Annotated in this window: 12 protein-coding genes and 1 tRNA gene; 11 read left to right on the top strand and 2 right to left on the bottom strand. The window is 45.5% G+C overall.

Annotated features, from left to right (window positions below; all coding sequences use genetic code 11):
- Positions 1–118: 118 nt before the first annotated feature.
- The 6 genes from E4N69_RS01435 (at position 119) to E4N69_RS01410 (ending at position 6,745) form a co-directional block, all read left to right on the top strand.
- The gene (locus tag E4N69_RS01435) at positions 119–1,894 is read left to right on the top strand and encodes a hypothetical protein (protein ID WP_253824259.1); all 1,776 of its coding nucleotides are present in this window, start codon (positions 119–121) and stop codon (positions 1,892–1,894) included.
- Between the two features lie 196 nt (positions 1,895–2,090).
- Positions 2,091–3,395 (top strand): ABC transporter substrate-binding protein, encoded by a 1,305-nt coding sequence (locus tag E4N69_RS01430; protein ID WP_253824869.1) that lies wholly within the window; start codon positions 2,091–2,093, stop codon positions 3,393–3,395.
- A gap of 193 nt (positions 3,396–3,588) precedes the next feature.
- Positions 3,589–4,524, top strand: a complete 936-nt coding sequence (locus tag E4N69_RS01425; protein ID WP_253824258.1) for a carbohydrate ABC transporter permease — start codon at positions 3,589–3,591, stop codon at positions 4,522–4,524.
- Between the two features lie 31 nt (positions 4,525–4,555).
- A complete protein-coding gene (locus tag E4N69_RS01420; RefSeq protein ID WP_253824257.1) occupies positions 4,556–5,404 on the top strand; it encodes a carbohydrate ABC transporter permease in 849 nt (282 codons plus the stop codon).
- A 749-nt stretch (positions 5,405–6,153) separates the two neighbouring features.
- A complete protein-coding gene (locus E4N69_RS01415) occupies positions 6,154–6,462 on the top strand; it encodes a BrnT family toxin (protein WP_253714917.1) in 309 nt (102 codons plus the stop codon).
- Positions 6,431–6,745, top strand: coding sequence for a BrnA antitoxin family protein (locus E4N69_RS01410; RefSeq protein WP_206182465.1), 315 nt, complete (start codon positions 6,431–6,433; stop codon positions 6,743–6,745). Before E4N69_RS01415 ends, E4N69_RS01410 begins: the two co-directional genes overlap by 32 nt.
- 51 nt (positions 6,746–6,796) lie before the next feature.
- On the opposite strand, the gene E4N69_RS01405 is transcribed toward E4N69_RS01410, so the two are convergent.
- The gene (locus E4N69_RS01405; protein WP_253824256.1) at positions 6,797–8,692 is read right to left on the bottom strand and encodes a DEAD/DEAH box helicase; all 1,896 of its coding nucleotides are present in this window, start codon (positions 8,690–8,692) and stop codon (positions 6,797–6,799) included.
- Positions 8,693–8,779: 87 nt separating this feature from the next.
- Between E4N69_RS01405 and E4N69_RS01400 the strand changes: the two genes are divergently transcribed.
- The 3 genes from E4N69_RS01400 (at position 8,780) to E4N69_RS01390 (ending at position 11,084) form a co-directional block, all read left to right on the top strand.
- Positions 8,780–8,863 (top strand) — tRNA-Leu (locus tag E4N69_RS01400).
- A 66-nt stretch (positions 8,864–8,929) separates the two neighbouring features.
- On the top strand, positions 8,930–9,982 hold the full coding sequence (locus tag E4N69_RS01395; RefSeq protein ID WP_253824255.1) for an S-methyl-5-thioribose-1-phosphate isomerase: 1,053 nt from the start codon (positions 8,930–8,932) through the stop codon (positions 9,980–9,982).
- A gap of 28 nt (positions 9,983–10,010) precedes the next feature.
- The gene (locus E4N69_RS01390) at positions 10,011–11,084 is read left to right on the top strand and encodes a DUF2804 family protein (protein ID WP_253824254.1); all 1,074 of its coding nucleotides are present in this window, start codon (positions 10,011–10,013) and stop codon (positions 11,082–11,084) included.
- A gap of 137 nt (positions 11,085–11,221) precedes the next feature.
- Here E4N69_RS01390 and E4N69_RS01385 read toward each other — a convergent pair whose 3' ends face one another.
- Positions 11,222–12,382: a glycosyltransferase gene (locus E4N69_RS01385; protein ID WP_253824253.1), complete on the bottom strand. Its 1,161-nt coding sequence runs from the start codon at positions 12,380–12,382 to the stop codon at positions 11,222–11,224.
- 209 nt (positions 12,383–12,591) lie between these two features.
- Here E4N69_RS01385 and E4N69_RS01380 point away from each other — a divergent pair, with 209 nt between their 5' ends.
- Complete coding sequence (locus E4N69_RS01380; protein WP_253824252.1) at positions 12,592–13,470, top strand: hypothetical protein; 879 nt, start codon at positions 12,592–12,594, stop codon at positions 13,468–13,470.
- A 42-nt stretch (positions 13,471–13,512) separates the two neighbouring features.
- A complete protein-coding gene (locus E4N69_RS01375; RefSeq protein ID WP_253824251.1) occupies positions 13,513–17,568 on the top strand; it encodes an InlB B-repeat-containing protein in 4,056 nt (1,351 codons plus the stop codon).
- Positions 17,569–17,848 lie beyond the last annotated feature (280 nt).

Raw genomic sequence — 17,848 nt, 5'->3', positions numbered from 1 at the left:
ACTGCAACCACCTTATAGAACACACAGTGCGAAACGTTGAGCACTGTGCCCCGACGCTTGCGTCGGGGTTGTTGATTGAAATATTTGAAATTAGAAAATTTTTATGGAGGAGGTATATATGAATAAGTGGAAGAAACAGGGAATCCGACTGATATTTACAGCGGCATTCATCGCAATTCTCGCATCTTGCGTATCGACCCGCGCTACAGTACTGACTGATCGTGTTCGTGTCATTCGAAATCAGGAAGACATGAACGCACTGCTTGGTTTTAACGGCGGGTGGTCAGCAAACAGTACCATCGGTTTTTTGAACGGTGATATCCGCGAATGGAAAGCGGCCGATACGGGTTTGCCGTTTGACGGTGTCGTCATCGAACGCGGTGCAGACGTCAAAGTGTGCGTACCCGGTAAAGTTATATCTTACGGACAAAAAACACTTTTCGTTCCGGCAGGAAAATTTATTAAAGTAAAATCGGGGGCAAAGCTTCAAATATGGAGCGGAAAAACCGTCAATGATTTCGATACATTTCATTTTATCGTCGGCGGCACCGGAACAAGCAATCCTGAAGTGTCGCAAAAAGCAAATGACACGGCCGCGACAAGTGTTTTAAACGATACGTTCAATCATGCGATCGATGTCGATAAGGGTGGTACGCTCATCCTCGGTTCAAACAATGCAAACGCAAACGATTCAGCAGTTCTCTGGCTTGCAGACGGCAGATCCGTCGGAGCAGATGGGAATCCGAGTCCGTACGCGGGTTCAATCCGCATTGACGGTGATCTCCAAATTTCATGCGGTGCCGGCGCAGGCGTTGCCAAAATCCGCACGGTACGAAATCTCAGAGGCGGCGGTTCGACGTTGATAGGACAAGGTAGATTGTATATTCACGGATTAAATAAAATACACGGAAACGCAATCTTTGCAATCAACGAATTCGACCGCGGAGAGTATTCCGACGGTATGGATTGGATCGACGAACCGTTTATTAAACTCGGTACGATCGAAATCGTTGCAGAAGGAATTGAAGGCATCTACAATCCCGATGGCACTGTCGACGGAAGCCCCGGTTATAGAAACAACGCGACGGCAGGCTTTTACTACGTCGCTCCAAGCGGCACAATCGACGTCGATCATATGATCGTAAAATGCAATAACAAGGGAACGACAGCGGACGCAACCGTTGCATTGGCGAATTTTAATACCGCACGCGGTATTCTCGGCGGTAAAGTAACGGAGACAGGACCGAAAGCTCGCTTGGGCAATGTATATGTCTACAATGCAGCCGAAAAAGACAAAGACGGTTCGCTTTCGGCGATATACACCGTGCAGGGTGTTTTCGAGGCGACTGTCGACGGCAAGGTAAAAGTGGAATGTCCGAACGGAGGAGCCGCTGCAATCGTCGCAACAGGGCACAACCGATGGACAGGTGCAGAAAAAACAATTTCGAGGATGGGTTCGGTAGAAGCGACTGCAAAAGGAAAAAACGCATTTTTTCAAAGTGCAGCCTTTGATGGCTTCGGCACCTATGTAAAAGGTGATGTCAAAATCAGCGGATACAATGACGGAAAAATTGCTCCGTTTATCGGCGCGGTACCGCCGGGACCCGATATGGGAAAAGGCGGCAAGCCCGGTATTGCTCCTGAGGCAGAAGACGTACGCAATGAACAGTTTATCGTTCAAGGTGGTATCGTCGATATAGGCGGAAAAGTATCGGTTGAAAATACGAATAAAAATTTCTACGTTCTCGTAAGCAACGAAAAAGGCGCGACGACGACGGTAGGTTCTCTGTCAATCAACGGAACGCCTATCAGTGCAAATGAAAATGCATCGTCAATCGGAGTAACGGGGCAATCTCGCTTTATAAACGAAGGTACATTTACGATTAAACAGTAATCCGCGTATAGAACGAATACTTTAACGCTAACGGCCGTGCATAACGCGCGGCCGTTTTTTTATTCGTGCGGTATCTCTTTTTCTCAATGTCTTGTTTTCCAATTGACCTTTCACCGATAGTATGCGAAAATAAAGAGTTGTTCCCCATCGTAATCAACCAAATCTACAGATGAGGGCAAGAAGGAGTATGAAACCTATGTTAAAAAAATTGGTTAGCATTCTGTCTGCGGGACTGATGATTGCGGCTCTTATGTCGTGTGCGCAGGAAAAAAAGGAAGAGGGACCTATCACGCTTCATTATTGGACGCATGAAGATCCCGCCCGTACCGAGCTTGAAACAAAGCTTATCGCCGAATTTGAAAAAGCAAATCCGAATATCAAAGTAGAGCGGACAACTCAGGGCGCTGCAAAGCTGATTGAGCTGGTACAGACCGCTTTTGCAGCTAATCAAGGGCCTGATATTTTCAATTTATCTATCGAAGATGAATATTCTTATGTTGCAAATGGCAGAGTCGCTCCGGTCGATCCCAAAGCCGCCGGTTATGCCGATCAGGCTGCGATCTATGATAGCTATTTGCCGGAAATTCTCAATGCCGTAACGAAAGACGGAAAAGTATACGGTCTGCCGCTGGAGATTACCAACTGGTGTATCTATATCAATAAGAAGATTTTCCGCGATGCCGGTTTGGATCCCGAAAAAGATTATCCCAAAACATGGGAGGATATGGTTGCAGTTTCCGAAAAATTGGTTATCCGCGACGGTGATATTCTGGTACGCAGAGGGTTCGATTTCCGCTATCCGTATTACCTTGTTGCCTTCGTTCCGATGGTGGAACAGCTCGGCGGTCAGCTGATCAGCGATGATGGCAAAACAGCGATTGTCGGGGATGAAGCATGGATCAAGTTCCTTACCTTTATGCGCGATTGGGGACCCTCCGGAAAGAACCTCGGTTCTCCTACCTACAAGAGCGCACGTAACCTGTTCAACAAAGACAATAACGATATTGCAATGGCAACGACCGGTTTATACCAGCAGGGACGAATCCGCAAGGATAATCCCGACTTCTATAATAGCGGTGAGTGGATGGTTGTTCCGTTCCCTCAATTTAAGAACGCAGTTAAAGAAGTTCCCGCTTGCTATTACGGACATTTCTTAATGGTTAACAACGATATTTCCAAGACGAAGCAAGAGGCTGCATGGAAGCTCATCGGCTTTTTACTCAAGCACGGCGAAGATTATCTGCGCGAAGGCGGTAACATTATTCAGCCGACCAAAGCGCTGCTCGATTCGCAGACACTCAAAGATATGCCGTATTCCGATGTATTTATCAACGATATGAACAAAGGACACATGGTGTACTACGGAGCGAACAGTGCTGAGTTGCAAACGGCAATCCGCTCAGCAGTTGAGTCGGTTATGCTGTCCGGCGTAGCTCCCGAAAAAGCGCTTGAGTCTTTGCGAGCAACGGCTCAAGAAATTCTTGACGAAGAAAACAAATAGTTAGAACAGTCATTAACAGCCTCTAAAAAACGGTATTTTTAGAGGCTGTTTCATTCATGCGGAGGGTTTAATACCCGCCGCCCTCGGCAACGCTCTGCGTCGGAGTTGTTGATTAAACCTGTTCGGAAACTTCCGTTTCGACAACCAAGCTATTGAACAGGTCTAGTATTCATCGGTAAAAGGAAAAGCGGTTATGTCTAACTCAAAAAAAAGCGGCGGTATCGAAAAAAAGATCGCACGGTGGGGTGTTATTTTTGTTATTCCCGCAGTGTTATTTTTTGCCGTATTCAGTTTTTATCCTATTATAAATGCGTTCATCGAAAGTTTTTTCGATAAGCGCGTACTCAGCAATATTCCCCCTAAGTTTGTAGGGCTGCAAAATTATTTCTATATTTTTGACGCTTCCCGATACGATAATCCGATGTCATTCTTAAATTCGCTGCGTGCAACAGTCGTGTTTACGCTCGGAACATTTATACCGCTTGTGATATTAAGTCTCTTGTTTGCAGTGCTTATCAGCTCATTGCAGCGGAACAGTTTAAAAAAAGTTTTTCAGATAGCGTATTACACACCTGCCATTCTATCGTCTGTTGTTGCCGCGGCTATTTGGCTGCTGATTTTTGACCCTCGCGGACTGGGAAATTACTGGATTAATAAGCTCCTTTCCACGCCTGGTATTGACCATCAATGGTTGCTAAACAGTACGATGCTTCAACTTTCTACAATGATTGTATATTTTTGGAAATATATCGGATACTTTGTTATTCTTTTTATTACCGGTCTTTCGACCATTCCTCCGGTGGTGTACGAAGCGGCTTTAATCGACGGTGCAAATAGATTCCAAGTCTTTTGGTCGATTACGCTGCCGCTCCTTAAACCGACGGCTGTATTGGTTTCAATTATGGCGATGTTGCAGTGTTTAAAAACGTTCAGCACCCAATATCTCTTTACCCAGAATGGAGCGTCGCTCGGGCCGATTAACGTTATCACGTTGAATATCTATCAGACCGGTATTAAGCTGCAGCGGATCGGCCGTGCAAGCGCGATGAGTATCGTATTATTTTTGATGATGCTCTTTTTAACATGGCTGCAATTCCGCTCGTCAAAACCCGACGAGACGGATTATTAAAAGAGCGCCGCAAGACGCATAGGAGTTAAATATGAAACAATCTATGACGACGGGAGCGCTTTCGGTTATTAAACTGGTATTATTGCTGGCGCTTGCAGCTTTTACCGTGATGCCGCTCATTTTTATGTTGACCGCTTCATTTATGTCGGGAAAAGAGATTATGCAGATGCCGTATAAATGGATTCCCGAAAGCTGGCAGTATGTCAACTTCATAACGGCAATGAAAGGTAACGACGGCAATTACATTTACGTTCGAAATATTATCAACTCGTTTATCGTGGCGATTACCGTATTATTTACTACAGTTCTCCTCGCATCCATCACTGGCTACGGACTGGCTAAATTCAGATTTCGCGGACGGAACCTCATCTTTATGCTGATTATGGCAACAATGATGATTCCGTTTGAGGCTATTATGATACCGCTGTACATGATTGCAACGAAGCTGCATATCCAAAATACATACACGGGTTTGATACTGCCCTTTATGGTGAGCGCATTCGGTATTTTTATGATGCGCCAATACCTTATCACCTTTCCAAATGAGTTTTTGGATGCGGCGCGCGTGGATGGAATGCATGAGTTTTCCATCTATTCGCATATCGTATTACCAAACTGCAAACCCGTTATCGCGACACTCGCGATCCTTTCGTTTAGAACGCAGTGGGATAACCTGCTGTGGCCGCTGCTGGTTTCCCAATCCGATACGATGAAAACCATTCCGCAGTACATCACCTCATTTACAGCCGAACGGAGCACCGACGAAGGCGCAATGATGGCAGCCGCCGTTATTGCCAGCATCCCGATGATGCTCATCTTCTTCGGACTTTCCAAATATTTTATTGGAGGGTCGGTTGTATACGAATCCCGCAAAGGCTAACCACCTTTTGAAATATACGGCACATCTGCGTTGTCGCTACGCCGAAATAAATGCTCAACGTACAGCAAGTACGCCTCCGCTTTATTTCGGCTAGGCTCCTAACATCTGTACCGTCTATTTCAAAAGGCTTGCGGAAAGGGGCATCTACTGTGCCACTATTTTCAAAAGCGCTGGCAGGGGGATACCCTTTTCGTTGCTGCGCACAAATTAATCCTCAACGTACAGTAAGTACGCCTCCGCTTCGCTTTTGCTAAACTCCTTGTAGTTTCAGAACGGACATGGATGTCCGTGGTAATAAACAGGAGCGAGATTTGAGTTATGCACAAATCTCGTCGTTGAACAGTGTACACGGACGTACACTGTTCAACAGGCTATTTTCAAAAGGCTTACGGCAAAAGCTTTTCAGAACCGCCACGGATGGCGGGGGTTCCACACAGTAGCAAGTTTTTCATTAGAAAAACTTGTCGTTGAACAGCGTACACGGACGTACACTGTTCAACAGGCTATTTTCAAAAGCGCTGGAAAGTAAGGGCTATACAATCGGTAATAAAACAAAACTTTTGGGACAGCCCCGTCGCTGCTGTTTAGCTTCCCCGCCATCTATGGCGGTGTTGTATATCCAAAGAACGATACTCAACACCCACAAGTACTGTATCTCTTTCATAAAAAGCCCTCTTATAATTCTAAGTCTATAAGATGGCTTTTTATGAAAAGTTTGACAAAAAGTATTACATATTGTATAGTAAACTATGGGAAACGATAAAATAGCACAGCGTCTTTTTGAATGGGATTATGAAAAAGAACAACGCAATATAAAAACACACAAAATTTCATTTGAGACGGCAAAACTCGTTTTCAATGATAACAATCGTCTCGAATTTTTTGATGTAAACCACAGCGGTATGGAAGATCGCCTTATCACAATAGGAAAAGTAGATAAAATACTATTTGTTGTTTACACCGAACGAGGCGATAAAACACGGATTATATCTGCAAGACCCGCCACTAAAGCGGAAAGGAGACTCTATGGCAATAGTTACATCGGTTTTGTATGGTAATGAAAAACCTACCAAAGAACAAATTGAAGAGGTTAGACAAGCCGCAAAAAAGCCTATTGTATACGATGAAGATTGCCCGCCGCTAACCAAAGAGCAACTAAAGGAATTTGCACGTATCGCAAAAGAACAGCGCAAGCTCCGAAAAAAACAGGTTGTAGCAATCCGGCTTTCTCCCGAAACAGCCGAAAAGGTCAAAGCGCTTGGTAAAGGGTATAGTTCAGTTTTAAGCCGCATTATAGACGAAGCATTCCGTAATCCCGAACTTTTGCATAAATGTCTATAATGCAAAATCTCGTCGTTGAACAGTGTACACGGACGTACACTGTTCAACAGGCTATTTCCGCTTTTTGTAGGCAGCGGCGGAGCCTGCGCTAACGGGATGTTTCTTTCTCGTGTCTTTGTCGCGGAAAAAGGCTTCGCGCCGGTTCCCTTCACGCAGTTTTCGTGAAGGGCTTTTTTTTGTATAGCCGGCCGTATGTGGGCTTTTTTCGTTTACGCTATCCGATTTTGTGTCGATGTGGATATGCGGCATGTTGGCTTTTTTCTTTGAAAGCCTCAGTGCCTCGTGAGCAGCGTCGGCCGGTAAATCCGCGAGCGAAAAACGGTCGAATAATTCGATGTGGTCAACCGCGTGTTCGGGAATGGAGAGCAGCGTACTAAAAAACTGCGCGAGGCTCCGCTTGCTCGTTCCGTCCTTTCTACCAAGACCGATATAGAGCCGGATGGTATTCCCGCCGGAGAATTTTCCGCGCTTGTCTTCGGTGCGGGGGACTTTGATATTTCTGTAATGGGATGCCGACAGTACCGAACCGTAATGCAACTGTAGCACGGCGGCAAGCACTTCGACGCTGCTAATATTCTTGACGCCGGATACCGCGGTCTCAGCGCCGAAAGCAACGGCTTCATCAATGTTTGCAGTATTTGCAACAGCAGTATCGGTACCATCGGCGGCGTTTTCTTCTGCTGTGGCGAAGCTTGCTTTGTTTTCGGCTAAGAGTTCCCGGGCGAGTTCGATAAAAGGCTTGTTGACCGTATGTTCGGCGCGGACGGTATCCAGCTTCCGCCGCAGATCGGAAAAGAGCCGTTCCTGTTTTTGCGCGAGGACTTTTTCTATAGAAGGAATTTTTCCTTCCTGCAGCTCGCCACGTGCATGGCGGCGCAAATAGTCGATCCTGCGCCGCTCATTCGGGCGGATAAAGCTTACCGCCGTCCCCTTCGCCCCCGCCCGTCCGGTTCTACCGATACGGTGCGTGTAGGTGGGGCCGTCATACGGAATAGAATAGTTGACAACGTGCGTAATCCCTTCGATATCGATACCGCGGGCGGCGACATCGGTTGCAACGAGAATGCGGGTTTTCCCTGCCCGAAAACGGCTCAAGATTTTTTCGCGCTGCCCCTGCGGGATGTCTCCATGCAAAGCGGCGGCTTCGTAATGCCGTTCGTCAAGCTCTTTCGCAACTGCATCGGCGTCAACCTTGGTTTGGCAAAAGACCAGCCCGTAAAAGTTTTCGGCGGTGTCGATCAGGCGCACCAAGGCCTCGCTTTTATCTTCTTCCCTTACCATCCAGAAAAACTGTTCGGTAAGCGGCAGCGGTTCTTCCGACGCCTCTTCTTCTACAATTTCATATTCGCCCATAAAGTTGGTAGCGATTTTCAAAATCTGCTTGGGCATCGTCGCCGAAAACATCAGTACTCGCGAATCGGGATTCGCCTTTTTGAATATCGTTTCGATATCTTCGATAAAGCCCATGTTCAGCATTTCATCAGCTTCATCTAAAATAAAATATTCGATACTGTCCAAATTCAGCGAGCCGCGCTCCAAATGATCGATAACACGGCCGGGGGTTCCTACGACAATTTCGCATCCGCGCTTTAAGTTTCGTAATTGTTCGACAATCGACGCGCCACCGTATACGGTCGTGATACGGGGATGGCTTCCTTCCTTAAACGATTCTATTTCCGAAGCGACTTGCAGCGCAAGTTCGCGAGTAGGCACCAATACCAACGCACGCGGTTTTTCCCGCGGTTCCCTCAATTCCTGTACAAGCGGCAATCCGTAGGCGGCGGTCTTACCGGTACCTGTTCTCGCCTTTGCAATAACGTTCGCATCGCCGTTTAAGAGGCGCGGAATTGCCAACACTTGAATGGGCGTCGGCTCTTCAAATCCTTTTGCCGCTACCGCATTCAACACGGACTCATCGAGTCCCAAATCTCTAAAAGATATATCCATAATCGGTGCGAGTATATCAGATACGAAGATAAGTTCATAGCCTGCTTTACAAAGGAAAGCTAATATGTTATAGTGCTTATCTTGGAAGCCGGCGTGGTGAAATTGGTATACACGATAGACTCAAAATCTATTGGGGGCAACTCCGTAAGGGTTCAAGTCCCTTCGCCGGCATGTTCTTCAATTCACCACTTGTTAATCCACCGGTCTTCAATCTATCAAAACTACTAAAAATGAAACATGGAACGAAAAGACGCAGAACTTGCATTTTTATTGCAATATGAAAATGTCGCATGGTATGAAAAAGGGTGTGTCAGAATCCTTGACCGGCGCATCTATCCCGAAAAAATAACGTATGTCGAATGTTCTTCGTGGCAGGAAGTCCGGCAGGCGATTGCCGATATGGTAACCCAGAGCGCTGGGCCGTACACGGCTGCCGCTATGGGGATGGCGCTTGCAGCATATCAAGTGCGGAATGAAGGGGCGGAGAAGCAGCGGTGCTTTCTTGAAGAGGCGGCACAAGGGTTGGCTCATGCCCGGCCGACGACGGCAAACAGAATGGGACAGATTACGGCGGGCAGTCTTGCTGTGGCTAAAGGCGCTTTGAACGCGGGGCAAGATATAGTAACCGCCCTTTTTAACACTGCAATAGACTCACTGAATCGGCGCTACAGTATAATGGAAAAGGTTGGAAGCTATCTTGCAGAGCTTTTTCCGCAAGGGGGCGGCGTTCTTACCCAGTGCTTTGGGGAAACGATTGTCGGGATGATGCTGAAGGCAGCCCGTGCGCGCAATAATCCCGTTAGAATAATCTGCGCTGAAACACGGCCGTTCTTGCAAGGCGCTCGCTTAACCGCAAGCTGCGCCGCCGATATGGGGTTTGACACCACCGTTATTACCGATAATATGGTTGCCTATACGATGCAGCAGGGGCACGTCGATCTTTTTACCTCGGCAGCGGATACCATTACGCGGGACGGGCATATCGCAAATAAAATCGGTACTTTTCAAATTGCCCTGCTTGCGGATAGGTTCGGGATACCGTACTATGTAACCGGTATACCGGATGCAGATAAAAATGATGCCGCCGATATCCGCATCGAACAGCGTAATCCTGAGGAAGCGCTTTCGTGCCATGGGGTGCGGCATACTCATCCTGCGGTAAAAGGAATCTATCCCGCGTTCGACATTACGCCGCCTCAGCTTATCAGCGGAATCGTAACCGATAAGGGGATATACCGTTCCCAAGAACTCGATGCATATTTCGATACGCCGCAGGAGCGATTCTATTAGATTATTACGAGATTGCTAGGTTGTTACTATGGATATACAAAAAGTTCCTTATACCCGCGTTATTACTCCGGCTCCACGCCGCCCCATCGAAGATGCAGTACCGCTGTTTGGGTCGTACTCGGGGATGTTCCGTACCTTTGACATACGGGGCGTCAAAAAGCCGTTTGGGAATTTGCCGCTCCCGTCGTTCATTACTGACACTCGCATAACAGACACATTGCGGCTTCTCTTTTGCGACGATAACCTTATCGGCGAAATTGAATTTTTTTACGGCGGATATTTTGCCTTTATGGAGACAACACTGTGGAATCGGCGCACAAACCGCTTGCTTGCCTACCGGCAACTTTTGCCGCTGGGGTTTGTGCACCTGCCCAAATACATTGCGTACAGCGTTGCAACCTGCCGCGTTAAACGGCGGTACGTGCGTATCTTTTCCCGCCTTTCCAAAGGGATGCTCTATGCCGATTTTGATTTTCTTGCTGCCAACGATCGGCCGTCATGCGAGGGCAGGCTCGATTTTGATTCGCGTTCGCCGCAATGTACCGACTATTCTGCCGTTATTCCTGCTTTTGTGAGCCGCCGGTGCCAAGCCGTGTATTTTCGCTCGTTTGCCGTAAACGGATGGGTTACTTTTGGGCATAACCAAGATATACAGCTGAGTAAGACAAGCGGAGTCGGCTTTTTAGATTTCAGAAAAACGTATACGTCTCCTCATACAAAGCGAAGCGTTGTTATCGGACTGGGATTTATCGAGGGAGCTCAAGTTTCTTTTCATTTAAGTGATTCCATCGCTCCGGACAGCTACAGCTATAACGACAATATTTTATTTTACGGCGGAAAACGAATCCCGTTACCACCGGTGCGTATTACATACCCGTTCGGATCTTCCAAAAACTGGATTATCCAAGATACCGAAAATATGGTCGATTTAACCTTTACACCCGGTGCAATTTCGCAACGGAGCTTGAACATACTCGTCTGGCGGCGGGATTATAAGACTATCTGCGGTACTTTTGAAGGCTCTTTTTTAATTGAAGACGGAGTTGTACTCAAACTAAAAGGATTTCCCGGCATTGCAAAAAAAGTCCGGATGCGGATGTAAGCTTTACTGTATGGGGAACCTCTAAAAACTGCAAGCCTATCGGCTTGTTCTGTAAGGAATAATCATCGTATCTGCTAACGCGGACTGCGAATCAGTTTTGAGAGGTTTTCCTTAGATTTAATTTGCGTTATGAGTTACTATTCCTCTTCCGTGTTCCGTGACTCTTGAAATTGATAGATAAAATCGGCAATGGGTTCCAGACCGTTTTGGATATGCATCATATCGATTTTCTTTTCTATAGAAGCCAGTAGTGAATCATCGGCTATTATTTCTTTTACTTTTTTTATTATCTTTCGCGGTTGAGGAATATACCAACCGAGGTTGTTGTTAACAACATAGAGCATATTACCGAGTTCCTGTCCACGCACGTAGCTTGCAAGGATTAACGGCTTACCGGCAGACAGTGTTTCCATAACGGTAGCAGGCCCGCCTTTGGTGATAACGCAATCGGACACATTGATTAGATCGGGCATACAGGAGACAAACCCGAACACCTGAATATTAGCGATGCGCGTGGTTTTAAGCAGGATTTCCAGCTGCGTTTTTAACACTTTATTTTTACCGCAAATAACAATTAAATGAGCTGGGCAGCGCTGAAAGATAAAAGCGTTGACAATAGCAAGCGTCGCTTTTAACCCTTCTCCGCCGCCGACAACCATCACGATTTTTTTATCAAGCGGGATGCCGTGTTTTTTTTTAGCGGCAATTTTTTCGTCGAGCGTATACCGCCGGTCAAAATTCCGCGAAAGCATAATAGGAAATTGATGTACTTGTTCCGGTTTAAAGCCGTAGTACGAGATTGCTTCTCTTTGCAACTTCCGTGAAAAGACGATAAGCTCGGTATCTTTTTCATAAAACCACAACGGATGCGCGGTGAACGGATCCATCACAATGGAAATAAGCGGGATGCTAGGGTTTACTCTATTAATGGCAATCCGTGCAAGCGGGATAAGTATTTCGTGCAGGCAAACCAGTTTTGTAATTTTTTCGGTTTTAAGAAACGTTATCAAATTTTTTACAAGAAAAGGGCGCAACAGCCATTTACAAAATGTTAAAACGGTTTTCGACTTCGTTAATTGATAGAATGCGACATAACCGAGTTCAAAGTAGTTTGAAGTTGCAAGATACCCTTTTTCAAAAAAAATACGTGCAACCAAATTAGTGCTATTAAAGCCGTTTTGCGGTATATATTCGGCATTATCCGGATATTTTTCCTTTAAGCGCGCTACTAAGGCGTTCGCACCGGAAATATGTCCGCCGCCTGTCTTTAGGTATAAAAAGCCGATACGTTGTCTCATTATAGACACTATATCAAAAAGAGGTTATAAGCGTAAAGACGATGGGATTGAAACGCTGTAACCAAGTTTTTCTACCGTCGCCATAAATCGGGTGATTTGCTAGCGGATTGATGTCTTGACAAACTATATATTTTGCCGATAGCATAAAATGAGTATTTTTTAAATAACACGGAGTGATGCCCGGTGGTATCTAAAATGAGGAGAAACCTATGCATTTACATAAAAAAGCAGGTGCGGTGGTATTATTGACCGCCATTGCTATTCATTTATATGCGTTCGATTCCGGCTTCACGCTGGGGCTAAAGGCGAATTTAACAGGTTCACTGACAAGACCGAGAATCAGCCCAGAGGATATGGCTTACTTAGGCGGCGATGGTATGCGTGGTTCACTGGGGTATGTTACCACCGGAGAAGCCGATTTAACCTATATTTTTGATTCGATACGATACTTTCGTATGCAAGATAACAGCATATTTGGCGGCCTGGGCTGGAGCTTTGCACTTGGACTTGGGCAAGGTTTTTCCGGGCAGATATCCGGACAGTATAATGGTGCGTTAAATGGCGGTAAAGGGAAAAAGATAGATGTGTTCTGTCGTATACACATGACGCCGGTGTTGACCTTTACGACAGGAGTGCGTTCATATTTTTTGCGCAACCGTCTATCATTAGGGTTGAATACTGGCATCAGAATGCCGCTTGATCCGCAGCCTATCTATGAATTGTACACAAACCTCAGCCCGGAAGAAGTAAAAGAGCTGAAAAACACAACAGGTGGAAAAGTGGACTTTTCCAATGAAACGGGAACACTCCTTATTCCCCAGGAGCTAATGAAAAAGATCAACCCTATCGGTTTTACATTTAAGGGGTTCATTGAGTACAATCAGCCCTTTCTTTCCAATATGGAAATTATATTGGGCGGCTTCTTAGCCTATACCATATATAAGCCGAAATATATAACAATGCCACAGAAGTTGGTAAATGCTGCGAAATATAACAATCCTTCAGTGGATTTCGATAAACCTATTAATTCATTTTATATGAATTCGTTCGATTTTGGTGTACACATCGGATTGGCTTTTAAAGTATAGGTATATAAGTTTATTATTAGAAGGATTTTTGAGGAGGGTACTATGAGTAGTAGAAAGCATGTTTTTAGTTTGAATGCATTTTTGATCATATATTTTATGATGATGATTTTATCGTGTAATCCGTCGATCGGTACCCAATGGTATCCGCGAGCAGTTTCTGAAGACGCTATTCCGCTGTATGTGGGGGAGATAACGGTAGCTGGCGCTCAAGTAAAGGCTAATGATTCTGCAAAAAGCTTTAATGATTCGCCTGACTATACCGTATCGGTTCCAAATACTTTAACTGATATCAGTATCGCCCAAATAAAGGTAAAACTGTTTTCCGATCCTAAACTGGAAAAAGAGTTTCCGGAATCTTCGATTACGCTTGAAATTGCGGGTGATTCGGTGCCGTTGGTAGCAGATATGTATAGCCCCGTTCTACTGCGTATTAAACCTTCGAGAACCGGATATACAGTAATAGAGAAAACTTTAAAAGTAAAAAGGCTTCCTAAAAGTACGGCCTATTTAGAGCGCCTTAAAATTTACGGTATTGAGGCTAGTCCTGCCCCCGATTTTGCCGTATCCGGTAATTATATAGTCTCCGTCCCGAATGAGATTGAAGCTATTACAAAAGAGCATGTCTCAGTGTCTCTTTTTGCCGATGAGAAAAAAGAAAATGCGATATCCGGCAGTATGGTTACGGTAAGCGGAGGGACAGTACAGCTTGCCCCTGATGTGCCCGCAGCAGTTCTGCTGACGATTACCCCGCCTGAACCGTATAAGGCATTACAGACCACCGTTATAGTTACAAGAGAAGCAGCTCAGGTGAAACCCCTAAATGAACAGGTGCTGGTACAAGAGATAAAAATACAGGATAAAGCTGCTGCTTCCGCCAACGGCAGTTATGCGCTCACGCTACCCCATACGGTAAAGGAGATAAAACAAAGCGATATTGCCGTAAGCCTTGTAACGAATGACGAGACTAAAACGCCTATTGCCGACACTACTTATCGTATACGACTTTTAACGGGAAATTCCGTTCCGTTGCCTAAAGACGGAACACCTGTCTATCTCGCGATAGAGCTTACTCTTACTGATCCTGCCGGACAGTTGATAAAAATAGTAAAAGTTACACGGGAAAAGAAGCCCGACGACGATCCGGGGACACCCGGCGATCCGTCTAATCCGGGCGGTTCCGGCGATGATGATGATGACATAGGTGGCGGCGGTTCATCGAATGATGAGGATAATGACAATAAACCGGATGCCGGCTCAACGCCAATTCCGCCCTTTAACCCGAACAAACCCGGTTCAAATCCTAAGGATGCAGAAGGGCATTTTAAATGGATTTTAACGACAACCGAACAGCTCATTGATCCGTTTGATCATTATAAAAGCAACTCTAACGGGTTTTCCGCTTCTAAATTCGACGACTGGGTTGTCTATATTAGTTCGTTTGATAATGGCACCAATGTTGCAAGCTATACGTTTAAAAACGGTACATGGTCAGGCTCTCCGGAATGCTATAGAGGTCCAGATTTTGGTTCCGGTATAAAAAAAACAAAAAATGTTGATTTTTACCGTTATAAGACACGAAAAGATCGGTGGAAGGAACATGGCGGCTATCAACCTGACGCCGATCCTCGTGACGAACGCTTTTACTTTTATCGGTTCACAGGCTCTGCAGGTGGAGGGCTTGCATCACTGGACAATTCTATGTTTTGTGTAGACCGGTATTCCAAGTTTCTCTTTTATTACAGCGATCCTCGAGATATAAACTGGCAAGGGGTACCTTCTAAATGGCGAGATTATGCACAGCCTACCGAAGGAGAGCACAAACAGTTTGGCGAACCGTTTTATATGAGCGATCCCGTCGGTTATGTAGAAGCAGACGGCACAGTCGTTATGTATGAGTGGATTAAAAGGAATATTTCTAAAAATAATTATACCGCGCAAAAAAATTCCGCATACGATAAACCTGCACAGCGGGATCCGGGTAAGCCCGGGTATTCCCCCTACCGTGATAAAATAAAAGGAAAACCGGTACAAAAATGGATAGAGAATCCCGAATACACAGCGGCCGCCGTAACCGTTAAGAAAGAACCCGAACCGCGTGAGGTCATACAAGGGGCAAAGGGGTGGTTCGTGCAGGCAATTCCGAATGCAGTGCCGGAAGGTGAACAGTTAAGTTATCAGTGGTATACGACTACTTCAGGATTGGCTGAAGGCGGTACGCCTGCTTCGGGAGGAAAAGGAGAAACGGAATCCGCATATTTTTTCCCAACCGATACGGCAAAAGAGGTGTATTACTACTGCAAAATTACCAATACCAATTCAAAAAACGGTAAATCGACATCGGTAACCAGTAGAGCCGTAAAGGTTATAGTGAAGAAAGGCATGGCGGTTATTCATATCAAGAAGCCTAAAACGGGCGGCTCTTTAAGCGTTATGATGGGCGGACAGTCGATAGAAGACGGCGCAGAAGTCGAGCGCGGTTCGATGCTGACATTAACAGCAACCCCTGCTGCCGACTTTACTGTTTCAAGCTGGATAAATGCTAAACCTCGTACAGATAATCCGCTTATTGCCGATGTAACCGTAACGCAGGATATAACGCTTGGTGTCAAATTTAAGTCGATACTCGCGCCGCCTGCGCCGAAAGTCAAGCTCTTCTGTTTTTATAATGAAGAGCAGAAAGGAACGCTCAAAGTAGAAATGAACGGTTCTCCTTTGGAATGCAGCAAAAACGGTACTGAGGTGGAAAAAGGCAGCGTTGTGACCTTCACTGCAACTCCGACTGACGATTATACATTTAGCGGTTGGGTCGGTAGTATTTCCGGAAAAGAAACCCCTAAAACTGTAACGATTAAGGAAAATATGTTTGTAACCGTTGATTTTGCACTGAAACGCTTTGCGGTAAATTATGAGTGCGTTCCTGTAGAAGGAGGCGTTATTACCGCCACCGCGGATGGGCAATCTCTTGCGGAAAGCGGTACTGAAGTGGAAAAGTATAAAAACGTCACTTTTAAAGCAACCGCTCGCGATGGATATTACCTCGACCATTGGGATGGCTGGGAAGGCGCCTCCGCTGCTGGCGAAAACGATACCGTACAAGTGAAGGTGCTGAATAAAGTTTCGGTAAAAGCGGTATTTAAACGGCTGTATCCCGTTGTCTTTACTTCCAATGACGAAAATAAAGGTACCGTTACGGCAAAAGTCAACGGAGAATTTATTGAGAGTGGTACAAAGGTTCGGGAAGATCAAAACGTTACCTTTACTGCTACGCCGAAACCCGGTTTCTGTGTTAAGGACTGGAAGGGAGCGACGCCTCAAACTGCTGTGCCGCAGAAAGAACCAATGGAAGCGACTATTGCTGTATCCGGACCTATAACGGTTAATGTTGATTTTGCGAAAATAATGCGCCTTACCGTAACACCTAAAATACAGAATGTAGATTTACAGTCGTGGAGTACGGCAGACGGTGATCACTTCAAGCATAAATATATTGATGGGGTTCATCTTTCTCGTAAGAATGCGGTTCAGGTAACCGGTGGAAGTAATATTACAGAATCGTGGAGTTACATGTTTCCCATTGAAAACAATAGTGGGAAATGGATAAAGGTTAAGTCGGAAGATTTTATCAAAGTAGGAGCCGAAAAATCCGCAGATGCCGCTTGGTTGACAACCGAATTTTCTTCGTTTTCTGACTTAAAGATATCTCTTTCCAATTACCTGATTAAAGCAAATCGACACGATTATTGGTGGGCGGAATGGACGACATGGGGAGGTGGGAATGTATATCCTCTTCAAGCCATCGACGACAACAGTATTTTTCCTTTGGTATACAATGAAACTACGGGAATGTGGACGGTAGATAAGGCCAATGTTAATATAAAACGCTCAGACGATATTCCGTTGCCGACCGAATTTGCAGGCACAAAGCCGAATCCTAACCGAAAAATTTCCTATAAGGGCGTAACGATTACCTACGACGAAAACTTTACCCTTGCCGACGGCGAAGAAAAAGATTTTGTAATTACTTATACGGTAGATAACCATGATGAAACTCGCTCAAAGGGAACCATAAAGGTTATTTACACGATAGGGTGGAAGTAGATGCAGATAGGTCTCTGGGGCCTTTGTGGTTAATAAAATCTCGGCGGGCACAGCGGTGAAACAAAGGATTTTACTATCCGGTATTGGATTGAACTTGAGGTACCGACATATGTGAAAGGACATGTTGGCGTAACCTATACCTTGAAGTGGGAGTAGAGCATAAACCCGCAGACTGTGGTAAGCTTGTGTAGATGGATTAGAATACGGTGTAGTGCTGTATAGTTACATAGCTGAAATTTATGAGAGCATCTAAAAACGTTAGTTTTTGGATGCTCTCTGT

The organism is Treponema sp. OMZ 906 (assembly GCF_024181185.1).
Classification (GTDB): Bacteria; Spirochaetota; Spirochaetia; order Treponematales; family Treponemataceae; genus Treponema.
This window is presented reverse-complemented; position numbering and strand designations above follow the sequence as displayed.